At 70.3% G+C, this 15,973-nt stretch carries 15 protein-coding genes; 5 read left to right on the top strand and 10 right to left on the bottom strand.

All coding sequences use genetic code 11. From position 1 onward, the window contains the following. Positions 1 to 11: 11 nt before the first annotated feature. Both DT073_RS06385 and DT073_RS06390 read right to left on the bottom strand, forming a co-directional pair. Entirely contained in the window at positions 12 to 899 is an 888-nt protein-coding gene (locus DT073_RS06385; protein WP_124292633.1) for an endonuclease domain-containing protein, read from the bottom strand. 209 nt (positions 900 to 1,108) lie between these two features. Continuing rightward, the gene (locus DT073_RS06390) at positions 1,109 to 1,561 is read right to left on the bottom strand and encodes a GNAT family N-acetyltransferase (RefSeq protein WP_124292634.1); all 453 of its coding nucleotides are present in this window, start codon (positions 1,559 to 1,561) and stop codon (positions 1,109 to 1,111) included. A gap of 177 nt (positions 1,562 to 1,738) precedes the next feature. On the opposite strand from DT073_RS06390, the gene DT073_RS06395 reads away from it, so the two are divergent. Further along, positions 1,739 to 3,958, top strand: coding sequence for an NADP-dependent isocitrate dehydrogenase (locus DT073_RS06395; protein ID WP_124292635.1), 2,220 nt, complete (start codon positions 1,739 to 1,741; stop codon positions 3,956 to 3,958). A gap of 33 nt (positions 3,959 to 3,991) precedes the next feature. On the opposite strand, the gene DT073_RS06400 is transcribed toward DT073_RS06395, so the two are convergent. The 3 genes from DT073_RS06400 to DT073_RS06410 all read right to left on the bottom strand — a co-directional run bounded on the left by DT073_RS06400 (position 3,992) and on the right by DT073_RS06410 (position 7,097). After that, positions 3,992 to 4,960, bottom strand: coding sequence for an acetylxylan esterase (locus DT073_RS06400; RefSeq protein ID WP_124292636.1), 969 nt, complete (start codon positions 4,958 to 4,960; stop codon positions 3,992 to 3,994). 40 nt (positions 4,961 to 5,000) lie between these two features. Continuing rightward, positions 5,001 to 6,521: a L,D-transpeptidase family protein gene (locus DT073_RS06405; RefSeq protein ID WP_124292637.1), complete on the bottom strand. Its 1,521-nt coding sequence runs from the start codon at positions 6,519 to 6,521 to the stop codon at positions 5,001 to 5,003. Positions 6,522 to 6,617: 96 nt separating this feature from the next. Next, positions 6,618 to 7,097 carry a hypothetical protein gene (locus DT073_RS06410; protein ID WP_124292638.1) on the bottom strand — a complete coding sequence of 160 codons (480 nt, stop codon included), beginning with the start codon at positions 7,095 to 7,097 and terminating at the stop codon, positions 6,618 to 6,620. A gap of 122 nt (positions 7,098 to 7,219) precedes the next feature. On the opposite strand from DT073_RS06410, the gene DT073_RS06415 reads away from it, so the two are divergent. The 4 genes from DT073_RS06415 to DT073_RS06430 all read left to right on the top strand — a co-directional run bounded on the left by DT073_RS06415 (position 7,220) and on the right by DT073_RS06430 (position 10,808). Further along, positions 7,220 to 8,401: an ROK family transcriptional regulator gene (locus DT073_RS06415; protein WP_124292639.1), complete on the top strand. Its 1,182-nt coding sequence runs from the start codon at positions 7,220 to 7,222 to the stop codon at positions 8,399 to 8,401. A 67-nt stretch (positions 8,402 to 8,468) separates the two neighbouring features. Beyond that, on the top strand, positions 8,469 to 9,077 hold the full coding sequence (locus tag DT073_RS06420; protein ID WP_240638790.1) for an extracellular solute-binding protein: 609 nt from the start codon (positions 8,469 to 8,471) through the stop codon (positions 9,075 to 9,077). Further along, positions 9,077 to 10,036: an ROK family protein gene (locus tag DT073_RS06425; RefSeq protein WP_124292640.1), complete on the top strand. Its 960-nt coding sequence runs from the start codon at positions 9,077 to 9,079 to the stop codon at positions 10,034 to 10,036. The genes DT073_RS06420 and DT073_RS06425 overlap by 1 nt, the downstream gene beginning before the upstream one ends. After that, positions 10,029 to 10,808, top strand: a complete 780-nt coding sequence (locus tag DT073_RS06430) for a glucosamine-6-phosphate deaminase (protein WP_124292641.1) — start codon at positions 10,029 to 10,031, stop codon at positions 10,806 to 10,808. The genes DT073_RS06425 and DT073_RS06430 overlap by 8 nt, the downstream gene beginning before the upstream one ends. Here the strand turns inward: DT073_RS06430 and DT073_RS06435 are convergent. From DT073_RS06435 to DT073_RS06455, 5 genes are all read right to left on the bottom strand, one after another. After that, complete coding sequence (locus DT073_RS06435; protein WP_124292642.1) at positions 10,796 to 11,209, bottom strand: NUDIX hydrolase; 414 nt, start codon at positions 11,207 to 11,209, stop codon at positions 10,796 to 10,798. The two genes, DT073_RS06430 and DT073_RS06435, sit on opposite strands and share 13 nt — an antisense overlap. Continuing rightward, a complete protein-coding gene (locus DT073_RS06440; protein WP_124292643.1) occupies positions 11,206 to 12,579 on the bottom strand; it encodes an FAD-binding oxidoreductase in 1,374 nt (457 codons plus the stop codon). Before DT073_RS06440 ends, DT073_RS06435 begins: the two co-directional genes overlap by 4 nt. Further along, positions 12,576 to 12,983, bottom strand: coding sequence for a YrdB family protein (locus DT073_RS06445; RefSeq protein WP_124292644.1), 408 nt, complete (start codon positions 12,981 to 12,983; stop codon positions 12,576 to 12,578). The genes DT073_RS06440 and DT073_RS06445 overlap by 4 nt, the downstream gene beginning before the upstream one ends. 63 nt (positions 12,984 to 13,046) lie before the next feature. Continuing rightward, the gene (locus DT073_RS06450) at positions 13,047 to 14,870 is read right to left on the bottom strand and encodes a glycoside hydrolase family 2 protein (RefSeq protein WP_124292645.1); all 1,824 of its coding nucleotides are present in this window, start codon (positions 14,868 to 14,870) and stop codon (positions 13,047 to 13,049) included. 44 nt (positions 14,871 to 14,914) lie between these two features. Then, a complete protein-coding gene (locus tag DT073_RS06455; protein ID WP_124292646.1) occupies positions 14,915 to 15,922 on the bottom strand; it encodes a LacI family DNA-binding transcriptional regulator in 1,008 nt (335 codons plus the stop codon). Positions 15,923 to 15,973: the final 51 nt, after the last annotated feature.

Genomic DNA, 15,973 nt, shown 5'->3' on the forward strand with positions numbered 1-15,973 from the left:
ATCCAGCGTCATCAACGATGCAGCCCCGCGGCGATCGCGCGCGACAGCGCTCGCTCGACGCTGGCCCAGTCGTGAATGACCTGCGCGTAGGTGAAGCGCAGCACGGTGTATCCGCGCATGACCAGCTCTGCGTCGAGGGCGACGTCGCGCCCGCGCTGTGCGGCCGTCGAGTGGTACGAGAACCCGTCGATCTGGATCACCAGTCGCCGGCCGACGAGCAGATCTACGCGGTGGCCTGCGACCACGGCCTGCTGGACGAAGGGCACCCCCCACGCAGTCAGCCGTACCGCAAAAAACGTCTCCAGGCCCGAGTCGGAGAGCCCGCGCACCTCGTCCGCAAGACGGGCCGCCTCGATCCGTCGCCAGGGAATGAGTCGGAGAGCGTCGATCGCAAGGTTCTCCGTGCGGATGGCTGACTCCCACACCACCAACGCCGAGGCGTGTCCCAGACACGAGGCCACATCGCGCAGGGTGTCCTCGACGGACGCCAACAACTTCCCGCGCGCGGGCGCGAGCGGCGCGGACCAGTGGGCTACCGCGTCCTCACACGGCGGGCGTCCGTGAGGCTTCAGCTGGATGTGGACGCGTTGATCGACATCAGGGGGCAGCCACCACCCGTAGCGCCGGGCCGCCGACACACAGGTCAAGACGCCGGAGCTCTGCGCCGCGGTGAGCAGGTCGCCCGCACATGAAGGGGTCATGAGCCAGTGGCGGCGGACCTTTCCGACGATGCCCATCCGCACCGCTTCCCGCTGAACAGTCAGCGCGAAGCCGGCGTCGGACGCGGCGTCACGGTGGGCGATGCCCCCGCGCTCATCGATCCAGGTGCGCAGTCGTCCGCAGCGCTCCAGAGAGCGAGGACTGAACGCGGTCGGATGCGAGGGGGCGGTCTGCGTCATTCGGCCAGTGTGTGCGACGTGGCGGAGGAAGTGCGGCCGCGATATCGAAGTCGTGCACAACATAGGCCAGACCTGCGGTGTGCAGGAGAGGACGAATGTCGGTGAAACCCGGCGAGATCGGATGCTGCAACGCGCTGTATCCGACAACCGACCGGATCTCCGACAAACCGGATGGTTGGAGGCGCCGGGCCGGTGGCGCGGGCCGGTGGTTAGAGGGAGACCTCGGCGATGACCTCGCCGTATTCGGTCTCACCAACGGGGGAGAAGCCGACTCGGCGGAAGAAGGCCTCGGGGCCGCCCTCGCCGGCCTCGTAGATCACGTTGACCGATCTCATGCCGCGCGAGCGGGCCTCGGCGAGCAGCTGCTCCACCGCGAACCGGCCGACGCCGCGGCCCTGATCGTCGGCGTCGACGTTGATGCGCCAGAGCACGGAGCGGAAGTACTCCTGGGGGAAGTCGGGGTCGAAGTTGGCGCTGACGAAGCCGACCACCTCGTCGCCGTCGAGCACGACCCGCTGCCACGAGGTCTGGGGGTTGACCACGGTTGCGGCGATGCCGTAGCTCACCGGCGAGAGGAACTCCTCCTGGCCCGGCTTCAGGGACATGTTGTTGACCGCGACGATCGTGGACGCGGACAGTTCCTCGAGGCGAAGTTCGGCCATACCCGACAGGCTAGCGAGAAAGGTCTTGTCACGCGCGCCGAGGTCGCTCGATGACACCCCACACCACCCCCGTAAGTATCTCGACGTCAAGATACTTCAGCCGGTTGGGATAGGGTGGGATGCGACGTGAACGACAGTCGAACGACGGCCGGCAGCAGCCGCATGAAGGACAGTGACGTGACGGAATCCACCATCATCTACACCTACACCGACGAGGCGCCCGCGCTGGCGACGGCCTCCTTCCTGCCCATGGTGCAGGCGGTGACGCGCACCGCGGGTGTGGACATCGAAACCCGCGACATCTCGCTGGGCGGCCGCATCCTCGCCGCCTTTCCGCAGAACCTGACGCCCGAGCAGCAGGTCGGCGACGCCCTCGCCGAGCTCGGCGGCCTCGCCACGCTTCCCGAGGCCAACATCATCAAGCTTCCCAACATCTCCGCGTCGATCCCGCAGCTGAAAGCTGCGATCGCCGAGCTGCAGAGCCAGGGATACGACATCCCCGCCTACCCCGACGAGCCGAGCACGGTCGAGGAGAAGGACATCCGTGCCCGCTACGACCGCATCAAGGGCTCCGCAGTCAACCCGGTGCTGCGCGAGGGCAACAGCGACCGCCGCGCGCCGCTGTCGGTGAAGAGCTACGCGCGCAAGCACCCCCACCGCAACAAGCCGTTCGCCGAGGGGTCGAAGACCCGGGTGGCGACCATGGGTCACGACGACTTCCGCTCGAACGAGAAGTCGGTGCTGATCCCCGCCGACGACGTGCTGACGATCCGCCATGTCGCAGCCGACGGCACCGAGACGGTGCTCAAGGACGGCATCAAGGTACTCCCGGGCGAGATCGTGGATGCCACGTTCCTGTCTGCGAAGGCCCTCGACGCCTTCCTCGCCGAGACCATCGAGACCGCCCGGGCCGACGACGTGCTCTACTCGGTGCACCTCAAGGCGACGATGATGAAGGTCAGCGACCCGATCATCTTCGGCCACGTCGTGAAGGCCTTCCTCCCCGACGTCTTCGCACGCCACGGCGCGGCTCTCGCCGCGGCCGGTCTCACCCCCAACGACGGTCTCGGCGCGATCCTGGCCGGACTGTCGACAGTCGACGGCGGCGACGAGATCGCGGCGGCCATTCGTGCCGACCTCGACGGCGGACCGCGCCTGTCGTACGTCAACTCCGACAAGGGCATCACCAACCTCCACGTCCCCTCCGACGTGATCGTCGACGCGTCGATGCCCGCGCTGATCCGCAACGGCGGCAAGCTCTGGGGCGTCGACGGCGGCGAAGACGACACGCTCGCCGTCATCCCCGACTCGTCCTACGCGAGCGTCTACCAGACGGTCATCGACGATTGTCTCGCGCACGGCCCGCTCGACCCGGCCACGATCGGCACCGTGCCGAACGTCGGGCTCATGGCCCAGGCGGCCGAGGAGTACGGCAGCCACGACAAGACCTTCGAGATCTCGGCTGCGGGCACCGTCCAGGTGGTCAACGCCGCCGGCGACGTGCTCATCGAGCACGAGGTGGAGGCGGGCGACATCTGGCGGGCGATGCAGACGAAGGATGTCGCGATCCGCGACTGGGTGAAGCTCGCGGTCACCCGTGCCCGCGCCACCGGTGCTCCCGCGGTGTTCTGGCTCGACCAGACCCGGGCCCACGACGCCACGCTCATCGAGAAGGTGCACACCTACCTCGCCGACCACGACACCGCCGGCCTCACGATCGAGATCCTCGCCCCCTCGGAGGCGACGCAGTACTCCCTCGACCGCCTCCGCCGCGGTGAGGACACGATCTCGGTCACCGGCAACGTGCTGCGCGACTACCTCACCGACCTCTTCCCGATCCTCGAGGTCGGCACGAGCGCCAAGATGCTGTCGATCGTGCCGCTCCTGGCCGGTGGCGGCCTGTTCGAGACCGGGGCCGGGGGATCGGCGCCCAAGCACGTGCAGCAGCTCGTCGCCGAGAACTACCTCCGCTGGGATTCGCTGGGCGAGTTCTTCGCCCTCGCCGCGTCGCTCGAGCATCTCGCCGATGTCACCGGCAACGGCAAGGCGCAGGTCCTCGCCGACACCCTGGATGCCGCGACCGGGACCTTCCTCGAGAACGACAAGTCCCCCGGCCGCGCCCTCGGGACCATCGACAACCGGGGAAGCCACTACTACCTCGCGCTGTACTGGGCGCAGGAGCTGGCTCGCCAGAGCGCCGACCCCGAGCTCGCCGCAGCCTTCGCGCCCATCGCCGAGGCTCTCGCCGAGAACGAGCAGCGCATCGTCGACGAGCTCATCGCCGTGCAGGGCTCGCCCGCCGAGATCGGCGGCTACTACCGTCCCGACCCCGAGCTGGTCGCGCAGGTGATGCGCCCCTCGGCGACCCTGAACGGAATCATCGACGGCATCGCCTGATCCGCTCGCCGACTCGCCGCGAGGGCGGGCAGCCTACAGTCGCTCGCGCAGGAACGCCGCCTGCACGAGCCACTGGTAGGACTGCCCGCCCTCGTGCTCGTTGAAGGGGTAGACCTCGATCGTCTTGTCGCCCACCGGCACGCGGTTGTACGCCGCGAACACCGTCGACGGCGGGCAGATCATGTCGTGGAGGGCGGCCGAGAACAGCGCCGGCGCCGAGATCCGGGCGGCGAAGTTCACGCCGTCCACGTATGACAGGGTGCGGAAGACCCGCTCCTCGGCGCCGCGGTGCACCCGCAGGTAGCGCACGATCTCCTGGTAGGGGTCTGCGTCGGTGAGACCCACGGCGCGTTCGAAGTGGCAGAGGAAGGGCACGTCGGGCATGACGGCGCGAAGACCTTCGACCAGCCCGCCCACGGCGATGGCGATCCCGCCCCCCTGGCTGCCGCCGGTGACGGCGACGCGTGCGGGGTCGATCTGCGGCAGCCCCCGCACGGCGTCGACGGCACGAACGCCGTCGGTGAAAAGACGCCGGTAGTAGTACGTCGCGGGGTCGTCGATGCCGCGGGTCATGAACCCGGATGCCGCGGGTCCCGACCCGTGCGGGTCGGGTGTCTCGCCGCCCGAACCCCAGCCGCTGCCCTGCCCGCGGGTGTCCATGAACAGGTGGGCATACCCCGCGTTCGCCCAGGACAGACGCTCGTGGGGGAGCCCGCGGCCGCCACCGTACCCGTTGAACTCCACGACGGCCGGGAGGGGGCCGTCGGCGCCGCGCGGCACCCACAGCCAGGCTCTGACAGGGTCGCCGGCGAACCCCGGGAACGTCACGTCGTAGGTGTCGACGAGGGTCAGCGGCGTCGCCACCGGGGTGACGACGACGTCGCCGCCCGCAGCGCGGGCGGCACCGATCGTCCCGGTCCAGAACTCGTCGAAGTCGGCCGGTTCGGCCACGGTGGGGCGATAGGTCGCCAGGTCGGCGGGGCTCAGATCGAAGCGGGGCACCGGGTCAGCGTAGCGCCCTCCCGGAGTCGATCGCCGCGGCTCAGGAGTAGACGCTGACCTCGGTGCCGGTGGCGGTCCACTCGTAGATGAAGCGTGCCGCGTCATCCCACATGTTCACGCAGCCGTGGCTCTGCGGGAAGCCGAGCGACGAGCGGAAGTTCGATGCGCCATGGAACGCGATGTCGGGAGCGAACCAGGTGATGTAGGGCACGTCCTCGGTGCAGTAGCTGTTCACCGCATCGGGGTTGTAGCAGAGCGCACCCATGTCCTGAACGCGCGTGTAGGCGAAGACGGTGAAGTTGCCGGTCGGGGTGGGCGTGGCGGCCGTCCCCGACGAGATGGTGAACGACTCCACCATGTTGCCGTTCTCGAAAAGGTAGGCACGCTGCGCGCTGAGATCGACCTCGACCGAGCGGGCCAGAGCGACCGTGGTGAAGGGTGTCTCGGTGACGCCGAGCTCGACGACACCATCGCCGGCGGCGATCTGCGATGCGGCGTCGGCCGCGAGCCCGTCGGTCGACTCCAGCGCCCGGCCGTTCACGCCGGCGACGTCCTCGCGAAGGACCGCACCGGCCTTGTTGGTGATGACGGTGGCGTTCACGGCCTCGCGGTTGACCAGGCCCGGCAGGGTGTCGATGACCGACTGGATGCCGGCCTCGTCGACCTCGATCGAGATCGTTCCGCGGTCGCCGTCGCCGAGGGTGATCCACGACGCCACGACGGCGCGGTCGAGCGGCACGGTCCGCTCTTCGCCGATGTAGAACCCCGCGGTGTCGAGCATGGCGTTCAGGCGTGAGGCGGTCGCTTCGGCGATCGTCGTGGTCGTCTCGGCCTCCACGGCCGCCAGCGACGGAGCGACCTCGACACGCTGCTGGCCGGCGAGGAACGCGTCCTGCAGGCTCTGCCGCACGGCATCGGCGTCGATGCCCTCGCCGGGAACGGCGGGCGTGACCTGGTAGGTGGCCGAAGTCGCGTCGAAGGCGACGGCCGCATCGACGGGTGAGACGGCGAGGTCGGGGGCGGCGGCCTGCAGGGCCTCGGCGGCGAGCACCGGATCGAGCTGCACCTCGGCGTCGACGGGGGAGGGGAACCAGACGGTCGGGTTCCACATGGGATGCTCGGCGAAGGCGGTCTCTGCGAGGGCCTGCGCGTCGACGGTGGCGCCGAGATCGGCGCCGGTCAGTTCGGCGTCGCCACCGGGCCCGGTGAGGACGACCGTCGTCTCGGCGAGACGGGTCTCGATCGCGGCGGCGGCGGCGCCGGGGGTCATGAAGCCCACGGGTAATCCGGCCACCGCCGTGCCCGGAGCGATGAGGAAGACGGATGCCGCAACCATGCCGATCGCAGCGGCCGCGGCCGTCACACCGATCCAGAGGCCCCAGCGGCGCTTCTTGGGAGCAGGTTCTGCGGGCGCCCAGGCGTAGGTCGGGGCATCCCCGCCAGGGGTGTCGGACGTCGCCGCGTCGGTGACGTCGGCAGCCAGCGGCTGAGTGGAATCAGCAGCCTGCGGCTGCGATTCAGCGGCCCCGTCGGCATTCGGCCGGGTCACAAGGTCAGTCACGCGGTCCCCCCGACTGCGTCAGTGTCGTCGTTACATGCTAAACGACGCTGTCACCGGCGAGGGCAACGGTCTTATCACGACCCGGGGTGCGGCCCGTCAGGGCGCGCAGAGCTCCTGGAACTTCGTCACCGTCACCTGGAACGACTCGCCGATCGCGGCGGCATCCTCGATCTGGGTGAGGTCGCCGCTGGCGACGGAGTCCATCACCTCGGCGGTCTGGGTGAACATGTCCTGAAGCTCGGGCAGGAGGGCGGCGATCTCGTCGTTCGTCACCTGCGAGGCGGCGGAAGCCAGGCTGTCGGCGGCGGCGCGGGCGGCCTCGGCGACGGCTCCGGGGTCTTCGGCCGAAGCCTCCTGGAACTCGGTGGTCGCCTCGGTGATGCTGTCGGAGATGAGCAGGCACGCATCCTGCGTCGACTGACCGCCGTCGCCTGAGGTGTCGGAGGATCCTTCGTCGGTTGTGCCCTGCGAGGCCGCCGAGTCCTCCGAAGGGGAGGCGGCGGGCGAACCCGTGCACCCGGCGAGGGCCAGGACGGCGAGCAGGCTGAGGGTGCCGATGGCGGCTGTGGATCGCATGGCGACCTCCTTCGTCGACCTCCACCCTAGGTCAATGGCGTTGATCACCAATTCGTAAAGACTCCGAGCAAATACCCGTTACCCCTTGCCACGGACTTAGTTCGTAAGGTGTACTAACAAACATGACTCCGGTCGACGCATCCCGCACCTCCCTCGGCGACACCGCCTTCCCGGCGCAGAGCCTGCCGTCGCGCGGGCGCCGCCAGACCGCGAAGGTGCTGCCCGAGCAGGCGCGTCGACACAACCGTGCCCTGGTGCTGCAGACGCTCTTCCACGGCGGGGCGATGAGCCGGGCCGACCTGGCTCGGGAGACCCGGCTGACGCGCGTGACCATCTCCGACCTCGTGGCGGAATTGATCGCCGACGGATTCCTCGCCGAATTCGGCACCCGCGAGAGCGCCGGCCCCGGAAAGCCCGCGATCCTCGTCGACCTCGACCGTGCGGGTCACCGCATCGTCGGCTTGGACCTCTCCGGGAGCGAGACCTTCATCGGTGCGGTGCTCACCTTGGACGGGGAGATCGTCGCCCGGCACGAGGTGGCGGTTCCCGAGGCGGCCGCGGATGTGGTGGACACGGCGGTGGCTCTGGCGCGGTCGCTCGTCGCCGATGCCCACGCTCCCGTCCTCGGCGTCGGGGTGGGAACCCCCGGTGTCGTCGACGAGCACGGCGTGATCCTCGCTGCGCCGAACTTCGGCTGGGTGGGTTTCGACCTGGAACGCGCACTCACCGACGCCCTGCAGCTGCCGGTCCTCGTGGCCAACGACGCCAACGCCGCCGTCCTCGCCGAGTACACCCTCGGTGGCGCCGCCGACGATGTGATGCTCATCAAGGTCGGCCGCGGTGTCGGCGCGGGACTTCTCACCGGTGGCAGCCCCCTCCGCGGCTCGCGCTTCGCCGCCGGCGAGATCGGCCACGTCACCGTCGGCACCGACGGCGGCCCGCAGTGCGCGTGCGGGAAGATCGGATGCCTCGAGGCGTGGCTCTCGGTCCCCTCGCTCGCCGCGCGTCTCGCCGCGGCATCCGACGACGCCGCCCGCGAGGGCGTGCTCCGCGACGCGGGGGAGAGGCTCGGGATCGCACTCGCTCCGGTGGTCGCCACCCTCGATCTGTCCGAGATCGTGCTCTCCGGCCCTCCCGAGCTCCTCGAGGGGCCCCTCGCGGCCGCCACCCTCGACACCCTCCGCGCCCGCACCCTCGCCCCCTTCCACGAGGGGGTGCGCATCCGCATGACCTTGCACGGTCAGGACATCGTCCTGCGCGGCGCCGCCGTCATGGTGCTCTCCGGTCAGCTCGGGGTCTCCTGATGCCCTTCCACTTCCTCTCCCCGCACACCCGGTCGGTTCTCCGACCCCACCCAGAAGAAGGAACGCTATGAAGAAGACGCTCGTGAGCGCCGCCCTGCTCGGGGTCGGCGCCGTGGTGCTGGCCGGCTGCGCCGGCGGCACGGGCTCGGCAGGCTCGGACGAGGGCGCGGAGATCCGCGTGTGGCTGGTCGGCGCCGACACGCCGCAGGAGGCCCGCGACTACCTCGTCGAGACGTTCGAGGCGGATAACCCCGGCTCCACCCTCGTGATCGAGGAGCAGAGCTGGGAGGGGCTGGTCGACAAGCTCACCACCAGCCTGTCCAGCTCCGACAGCCCCGACATCGTGGAGTTCGGAAACACCCAGGCGCCCGCCTTCACCTCGGTCGGCGCCCTCCTCGACCTCAGCGACGAGTTCGAGGCCCTCGGCGGTGACGACCTGCTGCCCGGATTCGTCGAAGCCGGCTCGTACGACGGGGCGTTCTACGCGCCGCCGCTGTACTCCGGCGCCCGCGTGGTGTTCGCCGATCCGGCGCTCGTCACCGAGGCACCCGCGACACTCGACGATTACATCGCCTCGGCGACCGCCCTCGCCGAGGCGAATCCCGGAATGGTGTTCTTCCTCATCGTGCAGAGCCGGATGACGTCGGGCCTGGTCTCCGGGGCGGTGAAGGGCTGATGCGGGTCGGATTGGACGTCGGCGGCACCAAGACCGAAGCGGTGGCGCTGGATGACGAGGGGTCGGTCGTCGCACGCGTGCGCCGCCCCACGGCTTTCGGCCCCGATGGTGTCATCGCCTCGATCCTCGCCGCGGTCGAGGAGGTGGGTACGCACGCCGGCGGGCTCGCGACATCGGTCGGGATCGGGATGCCGGGACAGATCGTCCCCGGCTCGGGGGTCATCTCCCACGCGGTGAACCTCGGCGTGCGCTCCCTCGACGTCGCCGCCGTGGTCGGCGCCGCTCTCGCGGTCCCCGTCGACGTCGAGAATGACGTCAAGGCCGCCGCGCTCGGCGCTGCCGTCCTCCGCCGCTCCGCGTCGCCTGGGGCCTCCGGGACTGCGGAGTCGGGCCTTGCGTACCTGAACCTCGGCACCGGGGTGGCCGCGGGGCTCGTCATCGGCGGGGACCTCTGGCGTGGGTCGCGCGGTGCGGCCGGTGAGATCGGACACCTGAGCGTCGACCCCGCCGGACCCCGGTGTGGTTGCGGTCAACGCGGATGCATCGAGGCGCTCGCCGGCGGTCGCGCCATCGCCGCGCGGTGGGAGAGGCCCGCGGCGCTCCCCGTCGCCGACGTGTTCGACTGCGTCGACGAAGAGCGACCCGACAGCGCTGTCCGTGAGCGGGCGCGCGAGCTTCGCGACGACCTCGTGCGCGGAGTGGCCGCAGCGGTGCGGGTGCTCGTCCTCACCGCCGACGTGGACGTCGTGATGCTCGGCGGCGGGCTCACGGCCCTCGGCGACCGGCTCGTCGCGCCGGTGCGCGCGGCGCTGCGGCGGAGCGGCGAGACCTCGCCGTTCCTCCGGTCGCTGCATCTGGACGAGCGGATCGAGCTTCTTCCCACCGGATCGCCGGCCGCGGCGCTCGGTGCAGCCCTTCTCGGCGCCGAGCGGGGCGAGGAGGTGCTGACCGTTGGCTGAGATCGTCATCGTCGACAGCCCTGACGCCGCCGGCGCCCTCGTCGCCGCCGAGATCGTCCGTCTCATCGGTGAGAACCCCCGGACTGTGCTGGGACTCGCCACCGGGTCGACGCCCCTTCCCGTCTACCGGGCCCTGCGGGAGCAGACCGCCGGGATCGACCTCTCCGGCATCCGGGGCTTCGCCCTCGACGAATACGTCGGAATCGCGCCCGACCACCCCGAGAGCTACGCCTCGGTCATCCGCCGTGAGGTCGTCGAACCGCTCGGCCTCGACCCGGCGCTCGTCCACGTGCCGGACGGTGACCTGGAGCGGATCACCGTGTCGGGCGAGGAGTACGAGCGGGCGATCGACGACGCCGGCGGCGTCGACCTCCAGATCCTCGGCATCGGCACCGATGGCCACCTCGGGTTCAACGAGCCGGGGTCGTCGTTCGCATCGCGGACGCGGGTGAAGACGCTCACCGCCCAGACCCGCCGCGACAACGCCCGCTTCTTCCCGAGCCTCGACGACGTGCCGCGGCACTGCATCACGCAGGGGCTCGGCACGATCCTGCGCGCGCGACACCTCGTGCTCCTTGCCTTCGGTGAGGGCAAGGCCGCGGCGGTCGCCGGGGCCGTCGAGGGCCCGCTCACCGCCTCGCTTCCGGCGTCGGCGATCCAGCTGCATCCTCATGCCACCGTCGTCGTCGACGAGGCGGCGGCGTCTCAGCTGCGCCTGGCCGACTACTACCGCTACGCTTGGGACAACAAGCCCGACGGTCAGGGCCTGTAGTCCGCGCCCCACACGAGAGGCAGCAGCACGACGCACAGGGGAGCGAGCGGAGTCCGTGCGGCATCCTCCGTCGTGATCCACCGGGCCTCGGCGATCTCGGCCCGGGGCGCCGCGTCGGCGGGATCGATCTGAAGTCGGAACGCGTCGGCGACGACGTCGTGGCCCGGTTCGTTGGCGGCGGCGGTGCGGAAGACCCCGAGCGGATGCAGCGACGCGGCCGTGACCGCGAGGCCGAGTTCCTCCTGGAGCTCGCGCACGAGCGTCTCGGCGGGGGTCTCGCCCGGCTCGGGCTTACCGCCGGGGTTCATGAACAGCCGCGTGCCGGTCTTGCGGACGAGGAGCGCGCGGCCCGCGGCATCCGTCACCAGCCCCGCGCTGACACGGATCGACGGCGGGTTCACGCGAACACTTTGCCGGGGTTGAGGATCCCCTGCGGGTCGAAGACGCGGGCGATCTCGCGCTGGAGCCGCCACTGGTCATCGCCGAGCTCGTCGGCGAGCCAGCGGCGCTTCAGAACGCCCACACCGTGTTCGCCGGTGAGCGTGCCGCCGAGCCGCAGCGCCGCGCGGAAGAGCTCGTCGGCGGCCGCCCACACCTCGGCGGGAACCTCGCCCGGTCCCCGGTAGATGAAGTTCGGGTGGAGGTTCCCGTCGCCGGCGTGGGCGACGGTGGGGATGGTCATGTCGTACTCGCGCTCGATGCGCGCGATCTTGTCGAACATCGCCGGGAGGGCGCTGCGGGGCACCGAGACGTCTTCGATGAGCGTGGTGTCGAGGCTCTCCATCGCGGGATGCATCGACCGGCGGATCGCCAGCAGCCGCTCGCCCTCCTCCGGGTCGTGCGAGAGCGCGACCGTACCGCCCGCGGCGTCGAGGATCGCGGCGATCTGCTCGGCCTCGGCGCGTGCGGCGGCGCCGTCGGTCTGGATGGTCAGCTGCGAGGCGCCGGGCGTGGGGTGCGGGAGGTCCAGCAGCGCGTGGACGGCGGCGAGGGACGCGGCATCCATCAGCTCCATGATCGCCGGCTGGATGCCCGCCGCGGTCACCGCCGCGGCACCGCCGGCAGCGGCGCGCACGGTGGGGAAGGTCGCTGCGATCGTGCAGACCTCACCGGCGGTGAGGCGGCGGAGCTTCAGGGTGGCGCCGACGATGACGCCGAGGGTCCCCTCCGAGCCGATGAAGAGCGAGGTGAGGTCGAGGCCCGTGACGCCCTTGACGGTGCGGTGCCCGAGGGAGAGCAGGCGCCCGTCGGCGAGGACGACATCGAGGCCGAGCACCGCGTCGCGGACGACGCCGTACTTCGCGCACAGGAGGCCGCCGGCACCGGTGGCGATGTTGCCGCCCACGGTCGAGATGGCCCTGCTCGCCGGGTCGGGAGCCCACCACAGTCCGTGCGGAGCGAGGGCGGCATTCAGATCGGCGTTGAGGATGCCGGGTTCGACGACCGCGATCAGGTCGTCGCCGCGCACCTCGAGCACGCGATCCATCCCGCGGACCGAGAGGGCGATCTCACCCGCGCCGGCGTTCGCGCCGCCGGCGAGGCCGGTGCGCGCCCCCTGGGTGACGACGGGGGTCGCGGTCTCGCTCGCGATGCGGAGGGTCGTCTGCACATCGGAGACGTCGCGCGCGTGGACGACGGCGAGGGGCGGGCCGGCAGCGGCGTGACCGGACTTGTCGGCGCGCGCCGCCTCGCGGGCGGCGTCGGAGTCATCCACGCGATCGCCCAGCGCCGCGCGGAGCGTGGCGAGCACCGCGCGGGCGTCGGCGGTCACGACGACAGCTGCCGCCGGCCGGCGAACACCCCGGCGGTGACGGCGATGACGCCGAAGACGACGCCCACCCAGACCGCGCCGAGGTCCCACCAGGCCAGGACGGCGGCGGCGTAGACGAGCAGCTCGACGAAGGCCCGCACGAACGGGTGCACCGCGAACACGGCGCGGGGCGAGACGAACAGCGCCCAGATGAGGATCGCGATCACCGGCGCGCCGATACCGGCGACGATGTTCCAGGGGAGGGGCCAGGCGACGAAGCCCCAGAAAGCCAGCGAGACGAAGGCGAACAGCTCGCAGACGAAGGCGAGGATGTCGATTCCCGACAGTGGTGCACGGGTGCCGGCGGGGCGCCCCTCTGCCGGCGCGTGCGGCTGCTGCGGTGCGACGTTCGGCGTCTCTGACACGCGGGCCAGTTTACCTGCCGCCTGTTGCCGCGCGTCCTGCACGCGGGGGCGTGGACGAGACCGTCAGGACTCCCCCCTGACGATCGCGCGGATGACTTCGGTCGCCAGTTTCGGCACCCGGTTCTCGTCCACGAGACCGTTGGCCTCCTGGAGCGTGTCCGTGAGCTGGGTGTAGCAGTACCCGCCCAGGACCCTGCTCGCCTGAAGCGCACCGAACACCCCGCGCAGGCGACGTTCGAACTCGTCGGGCGACTCGGCGACGGCGTATCCCCACGTCTCGATCTGTGCATCCGGCGCGTAGGTGACGCCGCCGAACTCGCTGACCACGACGGGCGCCGAAGACAGCAGCGGCGCTTCGTTCTCGGCGAGGAGAGTCATGCGGCGCCCCGCCGGCCCGATACCGGCGATCGTCGCCCTCATCGCGTCGTCATCCCGGTAGGACGCCGAGAGGATCTCGGGGTCGTTCTGGTAGTCGTGAACGGTCAGGAGCGAGGAATCGGTGTGCTCCCATCCATCGTTCGAGATCACCGGGCGCGTGCCGTCCAGCGCCTTCGTGAGGTGGAAGAGAGCACGCACGAAGTCACGCTGACGCGGGTCGTGGGCGACCTGTTGGACGCCCCAGCTCTCGTTCACGGGCACCCAGGCGACCACGGATGGGTGCGAACGATCACGCGCGATCGCCTCCGTCCATTCCCTGCTCAATCGAGAGACGGATGTCGCCGAGAAGCGATAGGCGCTCGGCAGCTCCTCCCACACCATCAGCCCCAGTCGATCCGCCCAGTACAGGAACCGCGGGTCTTCGATCTTCTGATGGACCCGAGCGGTGGTGAAGCCGAGATCCTTGATGAGCTGCACCTCCTCGCGGAGCGCGTCGACGCTCGGAGCGGCCAGGTGGGACTGCGGCCAGTACCCCTGCGCGAGCACCGCCACGATGGGGCTCGGGCGATCGTTGAGGAGGAAGTGAGCGCCGTCGACCCCGACAGTGCGCATTCCGAAGTAGGAGGCCACCGTGTCGGTCGCACCGGTCGTTGTGCGGACCGTCACGCGGGCGTCGACGAGGCGGGGATGGTCGGGCGTCCAGAGGAGGTCCTCGTAGCCCTGTCCGTTGGTCAGCGGCGGCAGGGGGAGGACGATGCGCGACCGCGGCTCGCTGACCGAGGCGCCGACTCGCGCGAGCGCCGTGCCCTCGTAGGTGAGTTCGACCTCGACGTCGACGCCGCCGGAAGGACGGCCGCTCAGTTCGATGTCGGCGGTGACGGTGCCTGCCGCCACGTCGGTCTCCCAAGCCAGGCCCGTCAGGTACAGGGAGGGAACGGTCTCGAGCCACACCGTCTGCCAGATCCCCGTCGTCCGGTGGTACCAGATCACATGCGGGTCGGGGAGCCAATCCTGCTTGCCGCGAGGCTGCTCGAGGTCGTCGGGATCATCTTCAGCGCGCACCACGATCTCGAACGAGCCTCGCCGTGCGGCCGCGGTGGCATCGAGGGTGAACGGTGTGTGGCCCCCCTCGTGGACCCCGAGCAGACGCCCGTCGGCCCAGACCGAAGCTCGGTAATCGACAGCACCGAAGTGGATGAGAAGTCGGCCGCCCTCGTCCCATTCCGCGGCGGCGAGATCCTCTTCCGTGACACGGCGGCGGTACCACACCACCGGGTGGTGTCCGGTGTCGCCGACTCCGGACAGGGCGGATTCCGGGGGGTACGGAACCATGATCGTCCGCGCCGGCGGACGGTTCGGCTCGCTCCAGCCCTCGGTCAGGCCGACGTCGCTGTCGTCGTACTCGAACCCCCAGACTCCGTCAAGGCTGTGCCACACCGGGCGCAGGAGCTGCGGTCGCGGGTGCGTGCCGTCTTGGCGGCTCGGTCGGGAGAAGACATCTTCGGCCATGAGGTCATCATGGCCCAGGTTTCCAGCGCTGTAAAGCTGAGCGTCTAGGAGGGCGTCGTCTCGCGAACAGAGATGGCGTGCGGGACGATGCGATGGCGACCGACGCCCTTGTATCCCTCGATCCGCTCGAGCAGAAGCTCCAGCGCCGTTCGCGCCAGGGCCCGCTTGTCCGGAGCGATCGAGGTCAGAGCGGGCGAGCTGTAGCTTGCCAGATGGGTGTCGTCCCACCCGAGGACGGCGACATCGGCGGGAACGGCGCGACCGGCCGTCGCAAGGGCCTTGAGAGCGCCGATCGCGAACTTGTCGTCTCGGCAGAGCACGGCGTCGAACTCGACGCCGCGATCGATCGCGCGAAGCAGGGCGTCGCGGCTGTCCTCGATCGAGAATCCGTCGACCGGAAGGATCAGGTCGGGGCTGGGGGTGATCCCCGTGGCGATGAGTCGATCCTGATAACCGAGTAACCTCTGGCCGGTCGAGCCGGTGATGTCGTCGCGGACCGTGCCGAGGAAGGCGATCCGTCGGCGACCGGCCCCGAGCAGGAGGGCCACTCCGTCGGCGGCGGCGGCGACGTTGTCGATCATGACGTGGTCGGTGGTGACCGGCATCGCGGCCTCGCCGAGAAGGACCAGGGGGACGTCGGGCGCCAGGCGAGCGATCTCCATCGTGCCCATCTGCACGGGATGGAAGATCACCCCGTCGACCAGGCCCGCTTCGCGGTCGTGGAGGACCGCGCGCTCCGCCGAGGCGTCGCTCAGAGTCTGCTCGAAGATGACCCGATAGCCCAGCGTGGTCGCCTCCTCCGCGATCCGGCGTGAGAGCTCCGAGAAGTAGGGGTGGTCGATCTCGGGTATCGCGAGAGCGATCATGCCGGTGCGCCCGGTGGCCAGCCGGCGAGCGGTCAGGTTCGGTCGATAGCCCAGCTCGTCGATGGCCGCCTGCACGCGGGCGCGGAGTGCCGGCGCGACATGCGGGTAGTCATGGATGACGTTCGAGACCGTCTTCATGGACACCCCGGCACGTTCGGCCACATCGATCAGACGAACTCGCCGCATCGGGCCTCCCTTCGTCGCCATCCTAGGGTTCGACCTTCCGAGCGCGGTCTG

This window comes from Microbacterium sp. ABRD28, from assembly GCF_003850245.1.
GTDB lineage: Bacteria > Actinomycetota > Actinomycetes > Actinomycetales > Microbacteriaceae > Microbacterium.